The sequence below is a fragment of the Bradyrhizobium sp. Ses1 genome, from assembly GCF_059512365.1.
The window spans coordinates 71,159-91,104 of the sequence record NZ_JCAMOQ010000013.1; the positions used below are offsets into that span (position 1 = coordinate 71,159).

The following is a 19,946-nucleotide window of genomic DNA, read 5'->3' on the forward strand; positions in this document are numbered from 1 at the left end:
ATGCGACGCATTGGCCGGTCAGGGTCGCCAATATATCCGGAACATCGCTTCCCAACATGCGTTGCGTCCAGGAGGGGGCACCAGGCATTAGCCGGCAGTTACAGGCACTTAACTGCTAACCGAATGGAATGAGGTGGCGCATGGCAACGACACACCGAGATGGCCGGATTATTGAAACCCCGACCGAGGCGCGCCAGGCCGAACCAGGACCTTCTGTGGCCGCGCTGTTGTCGATTTCGACCGGGCTCGCGGTTCTGATCCTCGGCGTGATCTGGTTCGTATTCTTCCACACCTGAGAGATGGCCGGTGGTTCGGTCGATTGGCTGCTGATGCAGGTGCATCGGCCGAAGACCCCGGAAACCGAGCGACTGGGTACTTCCACCGACACGTATTGCCCACAAAGTCTCTGGAAGGTGGCGCCCAGAGGAGCGTCACCAGTTTATCGAATTTGCACCGTAGAAAGTCGGATCTGAAGGTTTCCACCGCAGATCCGGTATGCCCTCCCCACCAGAAAAAGTTTCGTTCCTGACGCGGGTGAAGGAGCGCAGTTTCTCCGGCGCGTTCCTGGCGGTGGCGCTGCTCGCCATGGTAGGCTGGGTCTACCTTTTGGGTTCGCTGTTCCTGAAATTGATGCTCTGGAGTTTCTCTTGATCCGCGCCGCGGGGGTGACCGCCGCAACTTTACGGTTCCTTAACTAAGACGGGGCGACTTTGGCGCGTTGCTCCGTAGGGCCCCGGACCGGACGAACGCAGATGTTTCAGCTCTTCTTGCGATCCCGAGCGCAGAACTTCATCAAGGCCCGGCTCGGGATCGATGAAGGTTTTCGCGCGCGTTCGCCCGAGCGCGACGCCGAGACCGACCGGCTGCGGGTGGCATCCATCGTGGCCGCGATCGACAATGCGTTGCAGGCGGCGGAAAGCGAACAGAGCGGCCTGAGCCGCCGTGTCGACGATGTCCTGGCGCGCGCCGCGGTGACGCTCGGCAACGGCACCGACGAGTATCTGGAGCGCGAGCCGCTCGACAATTATCACCACGACTTGTTCGACGCCGAGATCGCCAATGGGCAGCGCCGGCTGCAGGAGCTCGCGGCGGCGATCTCGCACTTCAAGTTCATGAAGGCCGCCGTGCTGAGCCGGTTTCCGGACTACAAGACGGCTGCGAACAATTAGGGCAGGCGCCCGACCTCCGGCCGCACCGATCAAGGATAATTGGCCGATCGGTTCCGCTGAAGCCTTCACCGCGACGCATTGTCGGGCGATGATCGTGCCGCTGGGTAGTATGACGCGAAGGATAGAAGAGCGGTGTCTGCAGACAATTTGCTGGTTACGGGTTGCGCGGGGTTCATCGGCCTTCATCTGACACAACGATTGCTGGCGGCCGGCCAGCGCGTCATCGGCATTGATAATCTCAACGACTATTACGATCCGGCGCTTAAGCTCGCCCGCCTCGATCTCATCAAGGAGCATCCGAACTTCACCTTCCACCAGCTCGATCTCGCCGACCGCGCCGGGATGAAGGCGCTGTTCGAGCAGTACCGCTTTCCGGCGGTGGTCCATCTGGCGGCGCAGGCGGGCGTCAGATATTCGCTGCAGAATCCTCACGCCTATGCCGACTCCAACCTGGAGGGTTTCATCAACATCCTGGAAGGCTGTCGGCATAATGGCTGCCGGCATCTCCTGTTCGCGTCATCCTCCTCGGTCTACGGCGCCAACACCAAGCAACCGTTCTCCGTGCGCGACAATGTCGATCATCCGATCAGCCTTTATGCCGCGACCAAGAAGGCGAACGAACTGCTCGCCCATTCCTACAGCCACCTCTACCGCATCCCGATGACCGGGCTTCGCTTCTTCACGGTGTACGGCCCCTGGTATCGGCCCGACATGGCGCTCTATCTGTTTGCGCGCGCGATCAGCGAGGGCAAGCCGATCAACCTGTTCAATAACGGCAACATGCGGCGCGATTTCACCTATGTCGACGACGTCGTCGAGGCGATGATACGGCTGGTCGATCACGTGCCGCAGGGCGATCCGGACTGGTCCGGCGACGAGCCCAATCCGAGCTCGAGCACGGCGCCGTGGCGCATCTACAATATCGGCAACAACAAGCCGGAAGAATTGATGCACGTGGTGACGCTGCTGGAGAAGGGGCTTGGGCGCGAGGCCGAGAAGGTACTGCTGCCCATGCAGCCCGGCGACGTGCCCGCAACCTTTGCTGACGTCGATGACCTCGCGCGTGAGATCGGCTTTCGGCCGCAGACCCGGATCGAGGATGGCGTCGAGAAGTTCGTCGCCTGGTTCCGCGACTATCATCGCGTGTGACTGAAAGCCTCAGCTTCGAAGTTACTCGCTGTCATAACGACGTACCGTCAGCCGTCGTAAGATTGTCTTTGATCAATATCGAGGCAGCCGTCTGCACATGAAGTCAGGCGTCTGAATAATGTTTCAGCGCGTCAATCATGCTGTCGTCACAACCGGCACATGAAAATATTGTCAGAACGAGATATATTGTCGGCAAGCATATTGGGTTGATGTCATGTTTCCCGCGTTGATTTTGCTTGTCACCTTCTCAGTCGGCTTTCTGCTGGGATATGCGGCGCGCGACTGGCGCTCGCGGAAACGTCGGGCGCATTATCTGCTTTACGCGCCCTATGGGATTCGCGGTTCCTCGGAGAAGCCTTCCGTCGCTGAAGCATCACCGCCAACCAAGGCGCATGATCGCGCCGGCGCGTTGATGCAGGATTGATGGCAGTTCTCTCTCGGCTCCAGAGCGTGATATCGCTCGTTCAGCCACGTACCTCACTATGACAGCGCCTGCGCCTCCGAGGCTCTCCGAAAGATCGGGCATCACAGCCCAGGTTGATATTGCGCTGTAGTTATTCTTAATTATATTGAAGACGAGATTTGAAGGGGAGCCTCCCGTTGTCCCGGACCACTACCATGACCGTTCGCCTCAGCGGCGCCCTGAGCGACTTCGTGGCCGCAAATGTGGGCGAGGACGGTTCTTACGAAAACATCAGCGAGTATGTCCGCGACCTGATCCGTCGCGACAAGGAGCGGGCTGAGAAGGAAGCTTTTGACCGGCTAAAGGCCGAGCTTAACAAAGCGTTCGCGGCGCCAGAAGCCACATACAAGCCGCTGAACGCCGCCGAGGTAATTACGCGCAATCGGACCTGACTGGATGGCCGTTCGCGTCCAGGAGGCGGCCTCACATCGCCTCGACGAGATTTATCGCTACACGCGCAACCGATGGGGAAGCGATCAGGCGGATCGCTACATCATCGGCCTGTTTGCGGCATTCGAGAAGATCGAGACGCATGGCGTGATGTCGAAGCCTGTTCCGGCTGAATTCGGTGTGGAGGGGTATTTCTTCAGGTATGAGCGCCACTTCGTCTATTGGCGCAGGCTGTCGGACGGCGACATCGGCATCGTCACCATCCTCCACGAACGCATGCACCAGATCTACCGCTTCCGTGAAGACTTTGGGCTGAACGGGCCTTTTGAGAAGTCTTAGCCGCGTCGACGGGATCGCTGAGATATGTCTCATCCGAAACTCAAGGAATTCATCAAGGAGGAGAGCGGGGAGCCAGCGCAGAAGCTGGCGCGATTTACACTGTCCTTGGACGGCGAGAGAGTCCCCACTCGGCGCCTGCGCCATAGTCGAGTCTTTTCTTCGGCGTGTCTTAGAAACGGCTGTTGAAGGCGGCCTATGCCTCCCCCGCCAGCTTGCGGGAGAGTCGGAGCGAATTCGCCGTCCTCATGCTTTAACTTGCCGACGGCGTCGGTCGGCCCACGCTTTCGTACTTGAATCCGTGAGCGATGACGTCGCTGGGCCGATAGACGTTGCGGAGGTCGATGATGGCCGGATTGGCCATCTTCTGCTTCAAGGCGTCCAGATCGAGTGCGCGGAATTGCTCCCACTCGGTCACGATCACCAGAGCGTCGGCGCCCTCGGCGCAACTGTACGGGCCGTCGCAATAGGTGACGTCGGATAGTTCAGCGCGTGCCTGTTCGATGCCTTCCGGATCATAGGCCCTGATCTTCGCCCCGAGATCCTGCAACGCCGTGATCAGCGGGATCGATGGCGACTCCCGCATATCGTCGGTGTTGGGCTTGAAGGTCAGGCCGAGCAGCGCGACGGTCTTGCCGCGCAGCGACCCGCCAAGCACCGAGACGACCTTGCGCGCCATCGCGCGCTTGCGGTTTTCATTCACCGCCAGCACCGCTTCGACGATGCGGATCGGCGCTTCATAATCCTGTGCCGTCTTGATCAGGGCGCGCGTGTCCTTTGGAAAGCACGATCCGCCGAAACCAGGGCCGGCGTGGAGGAACTTGGTGCCGATGCGATTATCAAGGCCGATGCCGCGCGCGACCTCCTGCACATCGGCCCCGACCTTCTCGGCAAGATCGGCGATTTCGTTGATGAAGGTGATCTTGGTCGCAAGAAAGGCGTTCGCGGCGTATTTGATCAGCTCGGCGGTGCGGCGGCCGGTGAACATCAGCGGCGCCTGATTGAGGTAGAGCGGACGGTAGATCTCGGAGATGGCCTTTCTGGCCCGCTCGTCGTCCGTGCCGGCGACGATACGGTCGGGATGCTTGAAGTCCCTGATCGCCGCGCCCTCGCGCAGGAACTCGGGATTGGAGGCGACCACGACGTCGGCGTCGGGATTGGCTTCGCGAATGAGGCGCTCGACCTCGTCGCCGGTTCCGACCGGAACCGTCGATTTGGTGATCACCACGGTGAAATCTCTGAGGCTCGCCGCGATCTCGCGGGCCGCCGCGTAGACATAGCTGAGGTCCGCGTGACCATCGCCCCGCCGCGACGGGGTTCCGACCGCTATGAAAACGGCGTCGGAATGAGAGACTGGATCGGCTAGGTCAGTCGTGAACGACAGCCGTCCGGACCGCGTGTTGGTTTCCACCAGCCGATCCAGATCCGGCTCGAAGATCGGGATTTCGCCTCGCTTCAGCGCCGCGATCTTTTCCGCGTTCTTGTCAACGCAGGTGACTTGATGCCCGAAGTCAGCAAAGCAAGCGCCAGAGACGAGGCCGACGTAACCCGTGCCCACCATCGTTATTCGCATATCGGATCCTGAAAGCTCTTCTTAAGTGGATCGCCCACGTTGAGGCGCGTGTGGATGTGTCACGCTGTGACTTGAACGGTCATAGCTGAACCATTTCCATGATGACCAAATGACGGTCAAAGGCAATCCCCAGCCCGTTTGCGCGGCTTGGAGCATGATCCGGAAAAGTGGAAACCGGTGTTCCGTCTAATTGGATTATGATCTCGGGCCTATCCCAGCCCGATGCGGGCGCGTTCGTAGCCCCGATCGAGGATGGCCTGCCACCAGGGACGATTGTCACAAAACCAACGCGTCGTTTTCGCAATGCCGCTCTCGAATGTTTCCAGTGCTTTCCATCCCAATTCGCGTTCCAGCTTGGAGGCGTCGATGGCGTAGCGGCGGTCGTGGCCGGGGCGGTCGGCGACGAAGGTGATCAGGTTTCGGCGCGGGCCCCGTGCGCTCATTGAGATCTCGTCGAGGAGATCGCAGATGGTTTCGACCACATGCAGGTTGCTGCGCTCGTTGCGGCCGCCGACATTGTAGGTCTCCCCGACCGCGCCGCGCTCGAGCACCAGCGTCAGTGCCTTGGCATGGTCCTCGACATAGAGCCAGTCGCGGATGTTCTTTCCGTCGCCATAGACGGGCAGGGGCTCGCCGGCCAGGCCCTTGATGATCATGTGCGGAATCAGCTTTTCCGGGAAGTGATAGGGGCCATAATTGTTCGAGCAGTTGGTGACCAGCGTCGGCAAATCGTAGGTCTCGCGCCAGGCGCGCACCAGATGGTCGGAGGAGGCTTTGCTCGCGGAGTAGGGCGAGTTTGGCGAATAGGCCGTGGTTTCCGTGAAGAAGCCATCGTCGCCGAGCGAGCCGAACACCTCGTCGGTCGAGATGTGGAGGAAGCGGAATTGCTCACGCTTCTCGGGCGAGAGCGTGCGCCAATGGCGCAGCGCTTCCTGCAGGATGGTGAAGGTGCCGACGATGTTGGTCTGGATGAATTCGCCGGGGCCATCGATCGAGCGGTCGACATGGCTCTCGGCGGCGAGGTTCATCACCGCGTCGGGCTGGTATTTTTCGAACAGGCGGCGGAGCCCCGCGCCATCGCAAATGCATTGCTTCTCGAAGCTATAGTTCAGGTTCTGAGCGGCGCCGGGCAGCGAATTGGGGTTCGCCGCGTAAGTGAGCTTGTCGACATTGACGACGCGGGCATGGGTGTCACGCAAGAGATGACGCACGACGGCGGAGCCAATAAATCCTGCGCCGCCGGTGACAAAAATGGTCGAGCCCTTGAAACGCATGATGAGCTGCCTCTAATGCTCAAACGAACGATAAACCGACATTAAATATTCGCCGTAGCTGCTCTTGGCGGTCTTCTGCGCCACCCTGGCGAAGGCCTGGAGCGAGATGTAACCCTGGCGCAGCGCGATCTCCTCGGGGCAGGCGATGCGCAGGCCCTGGCGCTGTTCGAGGATCTGGACGAAATAGCTGGCATCGACGAGGGATGCGTGCGTGCCGGTGTCGAGCCAGGCAAAGCCGCGGCCGAGCACCTCGACGTAGAGATCGCCGCGATCGAGATAGGCGTTGTTGACGTCGGTGATCTCGATCTCGCCGCGCGCCGATGGCCTGACCTTGGCGGCGATGTCGACAACGTCGTTGTCGTAGAAGTACAGCCCGGTGACGGCGACGTTGGATTTCGGCTGCTTCGGTTTCTCCTCGATCGAGAGTGCGCGGCCTCTATTGTCGAGCTCAATCACGCCGTATTGCTCGGGCGTCTTCACGACATAGCCGAACACTGTGGCGCCCTTCTTGCGCTGCGAGGCCGCGGACAGCATCTCCGGCAGACCGTGGCCGTAGAAGATGTTGTCGCCCAGGATCAATGCGACGGGGTCGGTGCCGATGAACTCCCGGCCGACGATGAAGGCGTCTGCAAGTCCCCGCGGCGTCTCCTGCGTGGCGTAGGAAAAACGGACGCCGATCTCGCTGCCGTCGCCGAGCAGCCGCTGAAACAGCGGCTTGTCCTGCGGAGTGGAGATGATCAGGATGTCGCGGATGCCGCCCAGCATCAGCGTCGACAGCGGATAATAGATCATCGGCTTGTCGAAGACGGGCAAGAGCTGCTTTGAGACCACCGTCGTCGCCGGGTAGAGGCGCGATCCCGTCCCGCCGGCGAGGATAATGCCCTTCATGATCAATCCCGATTTAAATATAAAGCGGGTTATAAATAATCCGATCTCATTATAAAAATAAAGCTGGATATAATATTAATATTTATTGCCCCGATTAATCATACGGTATTATAATACTGGCGCTCATCGAGCGCGGCCTCCCGCCGTGCCAACCTGGCGCGTTTGCGTGGTGATTTCGGAGTTGATATGCCACTCGTGGGACGTGGCGCTGGACCAGGAACGCGCTGACCGTTGACCAGATTTCAACCGGTCCCGGACCGGTAAGACACGTGGGTTGCGCTATGATGGCCAGGGCTAATCTCGTCGGCTTGATCACCGCTTTTGTTGTCTTGTGCGCATGCAATACGAAGGCGCATGCGATTTCCGTCGAGGTGGCGCGGGCCTGCGATGCCCTGGTGGCCAAGACGTTTCCTCCGCGCCAGATCGGCAATCCGGCCGCCGGCAGCGCCAAGGGGACGGGCAAGGATCAGCGGGAATTCTTCAACAAGTGCGTCGCGAACGGCGGCAAAATGGACGCCGAGCCTGCGAAGGACACGAAATAACCAATCCCTTTCAGCGCTTGGAGGGCTTTTGCTCGCGCGTCGGGCAGGGCGAATAGAAGGCGCCGTTCGCGGCGTTGACGCGCTCGACGCATTGATTGGGATCGGTCACCTGTCCCGACACCGAAAAGTCATATCCGACGCCTTTGACGACCAGGACGTATCGGCCCGGTGAAAGCACCAGGCCCTCGTTCTCCGGTTGTATCAGCAGCATCTTGGGCTGGTCCTCGACGGGGCCGATCTTGAACGGAAAGGACGCGCTGCGAATAACCCAGGAGTCGCCGCCTGGCGTCATCTTCGCCGTGCCGGTGCTGTCGACACCCATCGTCCGCGAGACTTTGGCGACGACGCGGACTTCGACCGGGCCGGCGGAATCCGGCCCCAACTCCGGCCTGAACGTAATGAATTTGACATCTCCGCTCGGAACGCTGGTTTGGGGTGGGATCGGGATCGCGGCCGAAATGGCAACCCGGCGGTCCGGGACCTTGCCCGGCAGCAGCTTCAACTCCTGCAGTTGCCCATCGCTCAGGACAAAAACGCCGAACGTGCTGGGAAGCGGAAACCTGGGCTCCGCCGCGGGGGCAGGGGGAGCGGCCGGTGCCTCGGCCACCGCCTGCGGACGCTCGATTGGCGCGGCTTCGCGCGGCGCGGGTGGCGAGCTCTGGAACGCAGTGACAAGTGATCGCGCCGATTGCCAGTAGAAGACGGCTGCGCCAGCGATTGCGAGAACGAGGAAGAGCGCTGCCAGCCAGATGGCTGTACCGAATACACCCGATCGTTTTGATTGCTTGAAAGGAGAGGGCGCCGCCGTCGGGCGCGGCGCTCTTGCCGGGGGCGCCGCTTCGGCCGCCAAGGACGGTGGAGGGGGCGGCGGCACGATGTCCTGGCTTCGCTCGGCGAAGATGCGTTCGACCTCGCCGATTGCGCTTTCGAGCATCTCCATGGTCTGCCGCGAATACCTGGCGTCGCCATGTCCGAATTGCTCGAGCAGCCGGATGCGGGCCAGTTCATAGACCAGCTCGCGCATTTGCGTCGGATCATTGGCGACGGACTGCACCCGCGCGGAGAGAATGCGAATGAACTCCGTCCTCATCGCCGAATTTTGTGCAGTGTCAGACGGGTCGCCGGAAGCAGTCATTGCAATTGATCAAACATCTTCCCTCTGCCTAGCAGCAAGAGCGCGGACCTCAAAGTCCGATGCATGATCTGTGGATGCCGCCACCGCTCGCCCGAGAGCGGATGGCCATAAGGCGCTTGCTTTTGCCGGAAAACCTGCAACATTCCGGGTAGTCATTCTTTAGTTGGTACTTGATATGCGCGGCGTCCTGCCAATTCTGGGTCTTTCAGTCGTTTTGATGCAACCGGCGCTGGCGCAGGGCATCAAGGATCCACCGAACTACCCAATGTCGGCTTCGCAGCGCGCGCAGAAGGCGCAGACAAGTCAGAGCGCGTCACGGCCTACGACGATTCGCAACGTTGCAACCGGCAGCCTGCCCGCGGGCATGGCCGTGCAGCGCGTGTATCGGGACGGCAAACTTGTCGCACTCCCGCGATATTAGATTCGGGAACCGCAGGCGGGCTTAAGCGTTTCTCGTCGCTCAGGAGGCAAGGCGATGAAGGGCGTATTGTTGTTCGCGGTTGTACTGATTGTCCCATGCGCCGCTGCGGCGCAGGGGGTGAGAGACCCGTCGACCCCGAATGCGAACTCGGTCATCGTCGTAAATCCGCCCCAGCAGCCCGCGCGTCCGACCGCGACGCCCAACGTGCCGACGTACATACCATCGCCACCGCTTGGGGTACGGCGTGCGTTTCCCGCTCGAACAGGCGCTCGGGGAAGCGGCAGCCGGTATTAAGCGCACTTATCTCCGGTTGCGCGCGGTGGCAGCAAAATGAACGGATTGAAGACGGCGGCCACCATTGTTCTTGCGCTCAGCATCCTCGATGGCGCAAGCCTCTCCCGGGCTCAGGAAGATATCGCGGCCAGCGTCACGGATGATGGTCCGCCGCCTGAAATATCCCGCAACGCGTGGCGGCAGAGGATCGAGGACGCGAAAAGAAGGGCGCGGGAAGTCGCGCGCGAGAGGCGGGAGCACCCCGAGCTCTACATGCCGATTCCCGAAGATCCCGACCTCATCGCCACCGAGCGCGTGCTCAACGACGAAAGCCTGCAGACCGGCGACATCGTCTCAACCAACAAGGGACTATTTGTCTTCCGCGGCCGCATCGACCAGCCGCGGCGCCAGGAAGATTTCGTCCCTTTGTCCGCGCGATGAGCCCGGTGGCTGCGACCGGGTTGGCTGGCTAGCCCGGGTTTTGCCGGCCGGTGTGGCCTGCGCATAAAGAACCCAAAGCGGGTGCTTGACGCGGGCCCGGACAACTCGCACATCCGAGCGAACCGTCCAACGGACGCCATCAATGCCCGCGATTTTGCGCTGCAAATCGGTCAGAAAATTATGGCCCCACGCCCGAGCACCCGCATCGCCCGAAAAGCCCGCCACAAGGCTGAGGCGGATTTTGCCACCTGGCTCATGATGGCCAAGCTCGGTAGCTTCGATGACTTACCTCCAAATGCGCAAGCGTTCCTGCTTGACTATCGAGCCAGGCTTGAGCGGATGAGCGAGGCCGAGTCGAAGGTGGTGGCAGTTCGCGAAGTCTACGCCAGCTACTATGGCGAGATGGGCGGCCTTGGCCCGGCGCCAGAACTGGAAGCCCTCGTGACGTCAGTGGATAACGGCGCCGTGCGGTCGCAGGGACAGCGTAAGCCGCAGCCCGCTCGGCTGGCCGCGTCGGCCCCCAACAGGCCAGCCGTCCGAAAATCCGTGCCGGCCCTGCTGATTTTCGCAGCCATGGTGGCTTTGATCGTCGCCTACAAATTTCTGATGAATTAGAGCGTTTTCGAGCGAAGCATGCCCTCGGACTTGATCCGAGGGTGGACACCGGTTCGCGCGAAGAAAACGCGTCAAAAAACAATCTAACGCTTCGGCTTGGGAAGTACCATCCTGCCCTGGGAAACAACGCCACCCCACTTGGCGGACCAAGCGACTTCCGAGGCGGAGGGTCGCTCGGCGACGTGCCCCCGAGCACCCTGCAGCGCAAACAGCGCGCCCTGGGGATCGACACATCGCGCGATCCAGCAGCCATCGGGCAATTCGATCGGCCCCTGGAGAACCCGGCCTCCGCCAGCATTCACGCGCTTGGCAGCCGCGCCGATGTCGTCGACATTGAAGTAGTAGAGCCAAAACGGTTGCGACACGCTCGGAAGCTTGGTGAGCATGCCGCCGATCGTCTGCCCGGCCGCCGAAAACAATTGATACAAATCTGCGGGGTCGGTTTCAGCGTTGGCTTTCCGCCAGCCAAAGAGCGCGCCGTAAAAATCAAAGATCTTGTTCCGGTCTTCGGCCAGCAACTCGTGCCAGCCCACGCGCCCGAGCTCGTCCAACGCGACGGGTTGCCGTTGGCCATATGTCAGCCCAGTGACCAGCGCAAAAGTCGCCTTTTGCGGATCGGCGACCACTGAAATTCGGCCGATATTGCTGCCCGTTGGCGGTAGCAAGACTGCGCCTCCAAGACGCCCGATCTGTGTGGTTGTCGCATCGATGTCATCGACTGCGACGTAGCCGACCCATCTCGGCGTTGCCCCCAATCGCCGCCCTTCCTCCGGCAGCTCCATAAGCCCGCCAACCGGAACGTCGCCGGCGCTGAGCACCGTGTAGGCCAGTTCCGGAAGCGACGCATCCTTCACACCCCAGCCGACGACCTCGCCATAAAAGGCACCTGCTGCCGCGAGGTCCGTGGTCAGGAGTTCATACCAGGCGAAGCGTCCGAGTTGATTGATCAAGCCAATTCCTCCGCTCACGCCTGGCGACGATTGCGCACTGCATCAAGTCGCGCTCTTTGCAATCCGCGTTACGGCGCGGACCTCGTTGCGATGGACGAAAATGCACCGGCTTCGTTCATGAAGATGAATGCTATCTGAACGAGTGTCGTTACATTTTCGTGTGTGCATCAATCTTGCCTGCCTTATTTGCTCGGCGTAGGATCACTCCAACGAAGATCCTTCTTGCAACATCGGAGGATGCGACCATGGCGCGGGTGAAGCAAGCTTCGAAAAAGAGGCGAGTAACCAAAACCGCCGTACCGGCGTTGGGAGTCGCTGGACTAACTTTTTCGCTAGCCGGGAGCGCATCGGCAGCAGCCGTACCGACGGGCGACGTTCAACAGAGGCCGAATTTCTCACCTGGCATGGTGATCACGCTCGGTGAAGAGGAGCTGGCCGACGTCAGCCTCGCCACCTTCCATCTCTTCGACAACGAAAACCTCGGCAGCGGCGTGCAGCTAGCCCAGCGCGGATGCGGTGGCTGTCGTGGATGTGGTGGCTTCCGGGGATGCGGTGGCTTCCGCGGATGCGGTGGTTGTCGCGGCTGCGGAGGCTGTGGATGCAGAGCCTGCCGATGCGGCGTCGGGTGTGGTGGCTGTGGCATTGGTTGGATAGGCATAGGAGTGCCGTGGGTCGCATGCGCAGGTTGCTGTGCATCCTGGGGCCGGTGCCGCTGGTGCTAGGCTGCGGCACGTACTGATTGTGTACCGACAAGCCAGGAATTCATTGGCCGGGCTCGCGATCGACCCGGCCATTTCTGTTTTCGTTGCAACACTTGCGGGCGATCTGAAATGGCAAATAACAAGATCCGCGTGCTGACCCGATGACAGCCAATCGCAAGACTCCTGTTACGAAGCAGACCCGCAAAGACATCCTGCAGTTCGCGCCAAACTTCACCGCCTATGTCCTGCCTCCCGATGCGGTTTGCCTCTATTCCGAGGATCGCAAGTTCTTCCTGCACGGCGAACTCTATTGTGCGCTGGCCACGGCGATCGGAAAAAATGGAAAGGCTGCGCCAGAGCTCATCCGCCAGCTTTCGAAGAGCTTCCCGCCCGACAAGATCGAGGAGGCGATCAAGCGGCTGATCGAGCGCCGATATGTCGTGACGGCAGCATCGCACGGATTCGCAGGCGCCGTCGCTGGATATTGGGCGAGCCTCGGCCTGCCTCTCGAACTCGCGGAGCAGAATCTCCGCAATTGCCCGGTGCAGGTGGAATCGATCGATGTCAAAGGCGCGAGCGAACTTACCGCTGCCTTGAGCAAACTCGGCGTTCGCTTCGCCAAGCGTTCGCCTAAGCTCGTGATCACGCTCGTAAGCGACTATCTTGACCGGCGATTGGCTGAGATGAACCGCGAGCGCGTGTCTGACAAGACGCCCTGGCTGCTGGTGCAGCCGTCGGGCGTGTTTCCACTGGTGGGACCCGTGTTCAAACCGGGCGAGAGCGCCTGCTGGACTTGTCTGTTTGATCGCATGATACGCAATCGGGAGATCAAGGGGTTTCTCGACCGCGGACAGGCGCGTGCGGTCGCCGTATCGCCTCTGGTCAGCGACACCATCGGGCAGACCGCCATCCACTTTGCTGCCGTCGAAATTGCGAAGGCGATTGCCTCCGGCTTTCGCACAGATCTGCGCGATCACATTGCAAGCTTCGATCTCACTGGTGCGGTCGTCGCCAAGCACTATGTCGCGCGGCGCCCGCAATGTCCCACCTGCGGCAACAAGAAGCTGCAGAATCCGCGCCGGGCTGCGACGCCGATCGAGATTGCCGAGGGCACAAAGCTCATCATGACCAGCGGCGGATACCGCACCGTGACGTCGCGAACCACGGTGGCGCGGTTCCGCAAGCATGTAAGCCCGCTGACCGGAGTGGTGACGCGGCTCGAGCGGATCGAGGCTGATCTGCCGATGAACACCAATTTCTACGCCTATCACAATTTCTCTGCGCCGGCCCAAAGCCTCGATCAGCTCAGGTCGGGACTGAGCGGCGGCAGCTTCGGCAAGGGCTCCACGGCCGAGCAGGGCGAGGCCAGCGCGTTGATGGAAGCAATCGAGCGCTACTCGGGCATTTTCCAGGGCGACGAGATCACGACGGAGCGCCGCTTTATCGATTTCGCTCCCGGCGACGCCGTTCTTCCCAACGACGTCCAGCTTTTCAGCGAAACACAGTTTCAAAACAGACATGCCCCGTCACCGGACGATTCACATCCGGTTCCTGAGCCGCTCGATCCCTCGACCAAGACCGAGTGGTCGCCGGTCTGGTCGTTGCGCGACAAGCGCTTCAAATATCTTCCGACCGGCCTCTTGTACTTCTTCTATGGCGGCTTCCATACTGATTCCAACGGATGCGCGGCCGGCAACACCCGCGAGGAAGCCATTGTTCAGGGCTTCCTCGAACTGGTCGAGCGCGATGCCTATGCCATCTGGTGGTACAACCGGCTGCAGCGTGCCGAGGTCAACCTCAAGCAATTCGACGATTCCTATGTGCAGGATCTGCAAGCCCAGTTTGCCGATGCCGGGCGCAGGCTCTGGGTGCTCGACATCACCAGCGATCTCGGCATTCCCGCTTACGTGGCGATCACGCACTGGATGCAGAACGGACATGAAAATATCGAGTTCGGCTCCGGCGCGCATTTCGATCGCCGCATAGCTTTGCTGCGTTCGCTAACCGAGCTGACCCAGTTCATGTCAATCGGCATGATGGGCGGCGGAAGCGGCGAGAAGCCGACGCTTGACGGTGTCACGCCGCTGCGCCTGGAGGATTATCCGTTCCTGATCCCCAGCGACGATCCGATCGTCCCGCCGGCGCCGAGCCTTAAGGTTCACGACAATACGCGCGACCAGGTCAATGCCTGCGTCGAGATCGCCACCAGCGCCGGATACGATTTTCTCGTGCTCGACCAGACGCGGCCCGATGTCGAGGTCCCCGTCGTCAGAGTGCTCGTTCCAGGCTTGCGGCATTTCTATCGCCGCTTCGCACCGGGCCGGCTTTACGATGTTCCGGTGAAGCTTGGACTATTGGATCGCCCGCGGCAGGAAAGCGAACTCACGCCGTTCCTACCACACACCTGAGGCTCGGTCTTTCGTGCGCGCTCCCCGGAAAAAGCCAGCCAGGAAGATCGCGCCAGTCATTGCTATCAGATTGAACGGTCGTTTTTCCCTTCAGATGCAGGCGGACGGAAGCATCGTCGCCGTCCTGGGAGACTATTCGGTCAGTCTGGGACCATTCAGCGCGGCCGCGATGGATCGCGCGGGACATCTGGCTGCCGGCCTGCCGCTCGCTTCCTTTGCCGGCAAGAGCGCCGTTGCCAGGGAAGTCGACGTCCTGGTGCATCGACTGGCGCGGCACGGGCTTGTCGAATACCGCCTGTACTCCCCGCGTGACGAGCAGGACCTCGTGGTCATCGAGCCGCAGGTCCCTGAATACTGGCCGCAATGCGCAAAGCTGGGCGATCGTGACATCGTCGTGTTGTCGCGCTTTGCCTATCTGCGCCGGCGCGGCAATGAGATGGTGCTGGAATCGCCGCGCGCCGGCGCGCTGTTTCGGATCGGCGATCCCGCCATCGCCGCGACGATCGCTGCACTGTCTCGACCGCAAAAGATCAGCAAGCTTCGGCGCGAGGCGGCCTTCTTCAACCTCGATCTGCTCGGACTGCTGCTCGACAGCCAGATCCTGCTCAAGCTCGACGCGAAGAGCGGCGACGGCCTTCGGTTGAATGAAGGCGACGGCAATCTCGTTCTGTGGGACTTTCACGATCTCCTGTTTCACACGCGGAGTACAGAGGGCCGGCATGCCAATCCAGTTGGCGGCACCTTCGCCTATGCAGGCGCAGTTGCACCCCTGCCGGCGGTGCGTCCACCTTGGCCCGGCAAGACAATCGACCTGCGCAAATTCTCCACCTCGGCGCCGGTCTCACCCTTCGCGAAGCTGTTGCGCGAACGTCGTTCGATACGGGATTTCGACGACGAGCATCCGATCACGCTCGCCGAACTCGCGCAGTTTCTCGACGCTACAGCCCGCGTGCTGTCGGAATGGAAAAGCGATGCGAATTCTGGCGGCGATCCTGAAGTCACCTACAGCACAAGGCCCTATCCATCGGCGGGGAGCGCCTATGAACTGGAATTGTACCTGGCTGTCTCGAACTGCGAGGGGCTCGCACGCGGACTTTACCACTACGACGCCGGCGCCCACGTGCTGGTCGCGACCGGCGCCTCCGCCCAGCAACTCCATGCGCTCTCGACGGCGGCCGAGTTTGCCATGGACGCGGCCGGTGCGCCGCAGGTCCTGATCACGATCGCCGCGCGCTTTGGGCGGATTTCCTGGAAATACAGCTCGATCGCATATTCGCTGATCCTGAAGGACGTTGGCACCCTGATCCAGACGTTCTACCTGGCGGCAACCGATATGGGACTTGGCGGCTGCGCCATCGGTACGATCAACATCGATCTGTTTGCAAAAATGACGGAGCTCGAATTTCATGTCGAGAGCCCGGTCGGCCAATTCGCACTCGGACGCGGCAGGAAACCGCTGGCCGCAAGCTAGAGAGGCAGTGGAAGGAAGCGAACTCCTTCTTGAGCCGGGAGTGGAATCGGCTTGCGGTTCCTCTCCGCGCAGCGTAATTTTCAACCATACGTAGATCATTCGGAAGCAATCTGTCGGGTTCGGCCTATCGGGAGAGGGCGATGGCGGACGTCACATGGCACCTTTCCGGTGACTATTTCGAGAATTGCAGTTGCAGCCTCGTGTGTCCGTGCCTTGTGTCAGCGGCTCCCCCGTTGACCTCGCGACCGACCGAGGGCTTTTGTAATGTACCGCTGATCTTCCACGTCGAGAGTGGCCGCTATGGCGACATCGCGCTCGATGGACTCAATGTTCTGGTTATCCTCCACGCACCTGGGGTCATGGCAGACGGAGACTGGTCGGTGGCCGCCTATATCGATCAGCGCGCCGACGATGAGCAGACCGAGGCCCTGGCCGCGATCTTCACCGGCGCCGCCGGTGGTCCTATGGCCGCGTTCACACCGCTGATCAGCAAGAACCTTGGGGTGAAGAAAGTCCCGATCACATTCCGGATCGACGGCAAGACGCGGTCCGCGGAAATCCCTGATATTCTGCACATGTCCGTCGATCCGTTGCCGACCATGCATCCGAGCGGGGAAATGTGGGCGAACATCGGCCATCCGGTCAGCCCCGACAGGATGGTGATGGCAGTCGGCGCCTCCGGCAATACGTTCACCGATCATGGCATGCGCTGGGACAATTCCGGCAAGAACGGCCTCTATGCGCCGATCAGCTGGTCGAACCAGCCGTGATGCAGCGCCCGATACGGCCCTTCGACAAGACCGGACGCACTCCTCGCAAATGATCGACAGCCGCCTGGAAACCGTGCTGCGGCGCGATCGCTGGATCGTCGGCGGCGCGATCGGGATCATTGCCGCGCTGGCATGGGGCTACGTGCTCTGGCTCGCCAACGACATGGACATGGGCGGCATGGACATGACCGGCTTCCGCATGATCCCGGCCGGGATCGGAATCATGTTGCCGGCCAACGAGCCATGGCGAGCGGTCGAGTTCGCGTATGTGTTCCTGATGTGGGCGGTGATGATGGTCGGAATGATGGCGCCCTCGGCAGCTCCCATGATCCTCATGTACGCCCGCGTGGGCCGACAGGGGAAAGCACAGGGCAAGCCGTTCGCCGCGACCGGTTGGTTTGCGGCCGGCTATCTCCTCGCCTGGAGCGGCTTTTCGCTGGCAGCAACCTTTCTCCAATGGGTGATCGAGCGGATAGCCCTGCTGGATTCCCGGATGGTGATCGCCAGCAACCTTTTCGGCGCAATCGTGCTGATCGCGGCGGGGGTCTATCAATGGACACCGCTCAAGGACGTCTGTCTTGCTCAATGCCAGTCGCCGTTTCTGTTCCTGATGCGCCACGGCGGCTTTCGCGACGACCCGCGAGGCTGCCTGCTGCTGGGGCTTCGGCACGGAGGTTATTGTGTCGGCTGCTGCTGGGTCTTGATGGCGCTGTTGTTCGTAGGCGGGGTGATGAACGTGCTTTGGATTGCGCTCCTGGCACTGCTTGTCCTTTTGGAGAAACTCACGCCGGTCGGACGATGGATCGCGCGTGCTGCCGGCATTGCATGTGTGGCCGCGGGCGCTTGGCTGCTGGTGTCCTTGCCGCAGTGATGAGCAGCTCGACCTTAAAACTAATTCTTTCTCACACCAATCGCCGATCGCCGCCGTTGGCCAGGCCATGTGCGGACAACCGTCTCTTCGTAAAGAGGGGCTTCGCGTCAGGTCGATCCGTGCGGTAAAACCCGCTATTTTGAAACAAAAATTGATCGAATGCTCCAAGAAGAGCGAGGATATTTCCCAGAAATGGCTTGATTTCTCCGTTCGGTAGTTAGCGCCGGTATTTATTTGTTTGATGAGTAACCAGCCATGACTGATCAACAATTGAAGGCAATTGGCGAAGCCCAGCTCATTTTGGAAGAACACTTTCGGTCGTACCCCAAGGATGATGTCCATATCCTTGGAATACTCGAACGCCCCGACTTGATCGTTGCCACAAGCCGATTGCGGCAACGAAGCGGTTGGGTGCGCTTATGAGACAGCCGCTACAATCGTTAGCTTTGACCGCTTGCATTTCTGTGCTCCCGTTGATCGGGATGTCAAATGCACAGGCAACGCAACAATGCAGCGCCGCGATGCCATCAAATCCGCGAGGGCAGTGGTGGTCCTATCGTCTCATCGACGGAAGAAAATGCTGGTATGCGGGCAAGCCCATGCTTTCGAAATCATTGCTCGCATGGCCCAAGGAGGCATCTGCCGCACCGCGTTCTCCAGAAGCTGGCGGCGTCCTCATAGCGAAGGCTGGAGATTCAATAGACGCACAAGCGGTGCCACTGAAAGACTCTGACACCTTCGAAGCGCGTTGGCGTGCCCGGATATCTATTTGCGGGGCATGCAACTGACCAACAAGGACACGCCGCGGCGAAGATCGAGGACGAATTCGAACTGCGCATTCGGTTTATTGCGCCCAAGATACTGGGCGAGAGAAAGAGGCCGCCAACTCCTGCAGCCCCTTTCTTAGGCCTGAGGTGAAAGTCATCGCCAATGGTGATGATGCCGCCAGCCATGGTGGTGGCCGCGGTACCAACCGTGGTGATGGCCCCTATGCCAACCGTAGTGATGGCCCCGGTGCCAACCGTAGTGATGGCCGCGACCGCCGTAATGGCCCCACCCATGCCCGTGCCCATGCCCATGACCGCCTCTGACCTGAATGACCGCCTCATCGGCTCCGCCCAGCGTATACGGTGTTGCTGCGGGCATAGCCGACGCCGACATAGTTGGCGCAAGCGCAAAAGCACAGCCGGTAAGTCCGATGATCAGAAGCCGTTTCATTTTGGTGCCTTCTCCTTTGTGGCAAATGCTTCTGCAGACTAAGAGCTCTGTTTTGAATGTTGACTGAACGGTGCATTAAACGCCCGTTCAGCGCCGTTGCGACTGACTTGCGGGATCGCAATTGGGTCATCTGTTCTTGCTTCGACCAATGTCCTTGACGGGTCACCCGGCTCACACCCGGCAGGGCTCGGGTCGAGCTAAATGGGTTCTGCTCAAGAAGCCGACATGTCAGCGTTAATGAGCACCCTGCACGAGTCTAGTAACGCCGCAGCAGGTTGCCGAACTTCGGATCCAGGGCCTGCGCGGATTCCATCAGCAGGGTTTTGCCGGGCGGTGTGGCCTGCACATAGGCTGCGATGAGCGGGGCTTCGAAACGGGAGCGGTTCGAAAGCACGGTGCGAATATCCGACAAGGCGAGCAGGCGGATCTCTTCATCCGATGCGGCCGAATTCGACGTGACGGCCTGAAGTCTCATGAACGCCACATCGGACGACACTGGTCCCGTAAGATAGGACGCCTTCAGCGCGGGAAGGGCGGTGCCATCGGTCCGCGCTTTCAACGTTGCAAGCGTCAACCAAAGCACCGGCCTGATCGGCGAAACTTTCAGCGCGGCCGCGACGGCGCCCTGAGCGGCCTGACTGTCCTCCGCCCGAGTGGCAGGATCGAGTGCGGGTTGATTCAGAACCTGCGCTGCCTTCGCGATCGCATGATCAGCGAGAAAATCCCCGTCGAATGGAAACAGCGCGGCGAGGATGGTGGAGGCAAAGCCTGTCGTCGCGGCCTCGCCGTGAAGTCTGCCCGTCAACAAGTCGTCTGCACGAAGCTTCGACCGACTTAGGTCCGCACAGAAGCTGAAGGCGGCATAGGCGATCAGTATCACCGCCATGC

Annotated in this window: 19 protein-coding genes; 13 read left to right on the forward strand and 6 right to left on the reverse strand. The window is 60.7% G+C overall.

The window, feature by feature from the left end; translation table 11 throughout:
• Positions 1-140 precede the first annotated feature (140 nt).
• The 6 genes from AC5ZG5_RS17490 to AC5ZG5_RS17515 all read left to right on the forward strand — a co-directional run bounded on the left by AC5ZG5_RS17490 (position 141) and on the right by AC5ZG5_RS17515 (position 3,510).
• Positions 141-296 (forward strand): hypothetical protein, encoded by a 156-nt coding sequence (locus tag AC5ZG5_RS17490; protein ID WP_165435535.1) that lies wholly within the window; start codon positions 141-143, stop codon positions 294-296.
• Between the two features lie 199 nt (positions 297-495).
• Positions 496-651: a hypothetical protein gene (locus AC5ZG5_RS17495; protein WP_165435534.1), complete on the forward strand. Its 156-nt coding sequence runs from the start codon at positions 496-498 to the stop codon at positions 649-651.
• 101 nt (positions 652-752) lie between these two features.
• A complete protein-coding gene (locus tag AC5ZG5_RS17500; RefSeq protein WP_456642955.1) occupies positions 753-1,169 on the forward strand; it encodes a hypothetical protein in 417 nt (138 codons plus the stop codon).
• A gap of 132 nt (positions 1,170-1,301) precedes the next feature.
• Positions 1,302-2,318: an NAD-dependent epimerase gene (locus AC5ZG5_RS17505; RefSeq protein ID WP_456642954.1), complete on the forward strand. Its 1,017-nt coding sequence runs from the start codon at positions 1,302-1,304 to the stop codon at positions 2,316-2,318.
• Positions 2,319-2,936: 618 nt separating this feature from the next.
• A complete protein-coding gene (locus AC5ZG5_RS17510) occupies positions 2,937-3,173 on the forward strand; it encodes a ribbon-helix-helix domain-containing protein (protein WP_456642953.1) in 237 nt (78 codons plus the stop codon).
• 4 nt (positions 3,174-3,177) lie between these two features.
• The gene (locus AC5ZG5_RS17515) at positions 3,178-3,510 is read left to right on the forward strand and encodes a type II toxin-antitoxin system RelE/ParE family toxin (protein WP_456642952.1); all 333 of its coding nucleotides are present in this window, start codon (positions 3,178-3,180) and stop codon (positions 3,508-3,510) included.
• Between the two features lie 250 nt (positions 3,511-3,760).
• On the opposite strand, the gene AC5ZG5_RS17520 is transcribed toward AC5ZG5_RS17515, so the two are convergent.
• The 3 genes from AC5ZG5_RS17520 to rfbA all read right to left on the reverse strand — a co-directional run bounded on the left by AC5ZG5_RS17520 (position 3,761) and on the right by rfbA (position 7,242).
• On the reverse strand, positions 3,761-5,080 hold the full coding sequence (locus tag AC5ZG5_RS17520; RefSeq protein ID WP_130229502.1) for a UDP-glucose dehydrogenase family protein: 1,320 nt from the start codon (positions 5,078-5,080) through the stop codon (positions 3,761-3,763).
• Between the two features lie 209 nt (positions 5,081-5,289).
• Entirely contained in the window at positions 5,290-6,354 is a 1,065-nt protein-coding gene (gene rfbB / locus AC5ZG5_RS17525) for a dTDP-glucose 4,6-dehydratase (RefSeq protein ID WP_456642951.1), read from the reverse strand.
• A gap of 12 nt (positions 6,355-6,366) precedes the next feature.
• A complete protein-coding gene (rfbA, locus tag AC5ZG5_RS17530; RefSeq protein ID WP_130229139.1) occupies positions 6,367-7,242 on the reverse strand; it encodes a glucose-1-phosphate thymidylyltransferase RfbA in 876 nt (291 codons plus the stop codon).
• A gap of 308 nt (positions 7,243-7,550) precedes the next feature.
• Here rfbA and AC5ZG5_RS17535 point away from each other — a divergent pair, with 308 nt between their 5' ends.
• Positions 7,551-7,784, forward strand: a complete 234-nt coding sequence (locus AC5ZG5_RS17535; RefSeq protein ID WP_456642950.1) for a hypothetical protein — start codon at positions 7,551-7,553, stop codon at positions 7,782-7,784.
• A gap of 10 nt (positions 7,785-7,794) precedes the next feature.
• Here the strand turns inward: AC5ZG5_RS17535 and AC5ZG5_RS17540 are convergent, their stop codons facing one another.
• Positions 7,795-8,874: a hypothetical protein gene (locus tag AC5ZG5_RS17540; RefSeq protein WP_456642949.1), complete on the reverse strand. Its 1,080-nt coding sequence runs from the start codon at positions 8,872-8,874 to the stop codon at positions 7,795-7,797.
• 796 nt (positions 8,875-9,670) lie between these two features.
• Here AC5ZG5_RS17540 and AC5ZG5_RS17545 point away from each other — a divergent pair.
• Positions 9,671-10,054: a hypothetical protein gene (locus AC5ZG5_RS17545; RefSeq protein WP_456642948.1), complete on the forward strand. Its 384-nt coding sequence runs from the start codon at positions 9,671-9,673 to the stop codon at positions 10,052-10,054.
• 180 nt (positions 10,055-10,234) lie between these two features.
• A complete protein-coding gene (locus AC5ZG5_RS17550; protein WP_456643048.1) occupies positions 10,235-10,669 on the forward strand; it encodes a hypothetical protein in 435 nt (144 codons plus the stop codon).
• An 83-nt stretch (positions 10,670-10,752) separates the two neighbouring features.
• Here AC5ZG5_RS17550 and AC5ZG5_RS17555 read toward each other — a convergent pair whose 3' ends face one another.
• Positions 10,753-11,637: a VOC family protein gene (locus AC5ZG5_RS17555; RefSeq protein WP_456642947.1), complete on the reverse strand. Its 885-nt coding sequence runs from the start codon at positions 11,635-11,637 to the stop codon at positions 10,753-10,755.
• Positions 11,638-12,481: 844 nt separating this feature from the next.
• Here AC5ZG5_RS17555 and AC5ZG5_RS17560 point away from each other — a divergent pair.
• The 4 genes from AC5ZG5_RS17560 (at position 12,482) to AC5ZG5_RS17575 (ending at position 17,840) form a co-directional block, all read left to right on the forward strand.
• Positions 12,482-14,728, forward strand: coding sequence for a TOMM precursor leader peptide-binding protein (locus tag AC5ZG5_RS17560; RefSeq protein WP_456642946.1), 2,247 nt, complete (start codon positions 12,482-12,484; stop codon positions 14,726-14,728).
• Positions 14,729-14,822: 94 nt separating this feature from the next.
• A complete protein-coding gene (locus AC5ZG5_RS17565) occupies positions 14,823-16,199 on the forward strand; it encodes a SagB/ThcOx family dehydrogenase (RefSeq protein WP_456642945.1) in 1,377 nt (458 codons plus the stop codon).
• Positions 16,200-16,339: 140 nt separating this feature from the next.
• Positions 16,340-16,969: a DUF1326 domain-containing protein gene (locus AC5ZG5_RS17570; RefSeq protein WP_456642944.1), complete on the forward strand. Its 630-nt coding sequence runs from the start codon at positions 16,340-16,342 to the stop codon at positions 16,967-16,969.
• Between the two features lie 49 nt (positions 16,970-17,018).
• A complete protein-coding gene (locus tag AC5ZG5_RS17575; protein WP_028169089.1) occupies positions 17,019-17,840 on the forward strand; it encodes a DUF2182 domain-containing protein in 822 nt (273 codons plus the stop codon).
• 1,474 nt (positions 17,841-19,314) lie between these two features.
• Here AC5ZG5_RS17575 and AC5ZG5_RS17580 read toward each other — a convergent pair.
• A complete protein-coding gene (locus AC5ZG5_RS17580) occupies positions 19,315-19,944 on the reverse strand; it encodes a hypothetical protein (protein WP_456643047.1) in 630 nt (209 codons plus the stop codon).
• Positions 19,945-19,946 lie beyond the last annotated feature (2 nt).

Excerpts from the sequence above, each read along its gene's own strand:
- AC5ZG5_RS17490 (WP_165435535.1), top strand. The coding sequence starts at position 141 with ATGGCAACGACACACCGAGATGGCCGGATTATTGAAACCCCGACCGAG.
- AC5ZG5_RS17495 (WP_165435534.1), top strand. The coding sequence starts at position 496 with ATGCCCTCCCCACCAGAAAAAGTTTCGTTCCTGACGCGGGTGAAGGAG.
- AC5ZG5_RS17500 (WP_456642955.1), top strand. The coding sequence starts at position 753 with ATGTTTCAGCTCTTCTTGCGATCCCGAGCGCAGAACTTCATCAAGGCC.
- AC5ZG5_RS17510 (WP_456642953.1), top strand. The coding sequence starts at position 2,937 with ATGACCGTTCGCCTCAGCGGCGCCCTGAGCGACTTCGTGGCCGCAAAT.
- AC5ZG5_RS17515 (WP_456642952.1), top strand. The coding sequence starts at position 3,178 with ATGGCCGTTCGCGTCCAGGAGGCGGCCTCACATCGCCTCGACGAGATT.
- AC5ZG5_RS17520 (WP_130229502.1), bottom strand. The coding sequence starts at position 5,080 with ATGCGAATAACGATGGTGGGCACGGGTTACGTCGGCCTCGTCTCTGGC.
- rfbB (WP_456642951.1), bottom strand. The coding sequence starts at position 6,354 with ATGCGTTTCAAGGGCTCGACCATTTTTGTCACCGGCGGCGCAGGATTT.
- rfbA (WP_130229139.1), bottom strand. The coding sequence starts at position 7,242 with ATGAAGGGCATTATCCTCGCCGGCGGGACGGGATCGCGCCTCTACCCG.
- AC5ZG5_RS17540 (WP_456642949.1), bottom strand. The coding sequence starts at position 8,874 with ATGAGGACGGAGTTCATTCGCATTCTCTCCGCGCGGGTGCAGTCCGTC.
- AC5ZG5_RS17545 (WP_456642948.1), top strand. The coding sequence starts at position 9,671 with ATGAACGGATTGAAGACGGCGGCCACCATTGTTCTTGCGCTCAGCATC.
- AC5ZG5_RS17550 (WP_456643048.1), top strand. The coding sequence starts at position 10,235 with ATGGCCCCACGCCCGAGCACCCGCATCGCCCGAAAAGCCCGCCACAAG.
- AC5ZG5_RS17560 (WP_456642946.1), top strand. The coding sequence starts at position 12,482 with ATGACAGCCAATCGCAAGACTCCTGTTACGAAGCAGACCCGCAAAGAC.
- AC5ZG5_RS17565 (WP_456642945.1), top strand. The coding sequence starts at position 14,823 with ATGCAGGCGGACGGAAGCATCGTCGCCGTCCTGGGAGACTATTCGGTC.
- AC5ZG5_RS17570 (WP_456642944.1), top strand. The coding sequence starts at position 16,340 with ATGGCGGACGTCACATGGCACCTTTCCGGTGACTATTTCGAGAATTGC.
- AC5ZG5_RS17575 (WP_028169089.1), top strand. The coding sequence starts at position 17,019 with ATGATCGACAGCCGCCTGGAAACCGTGCTGCGGCGCGATCGCTGGATC.
- AC5ZG5_RS17580 (WP_456643047.1), bottom strand. The coding sequence starts at position 19,944 with ATGGCGGTGATACTGATCGCCTATGCCGCCTTCAGCTTCTGTGCGGAC.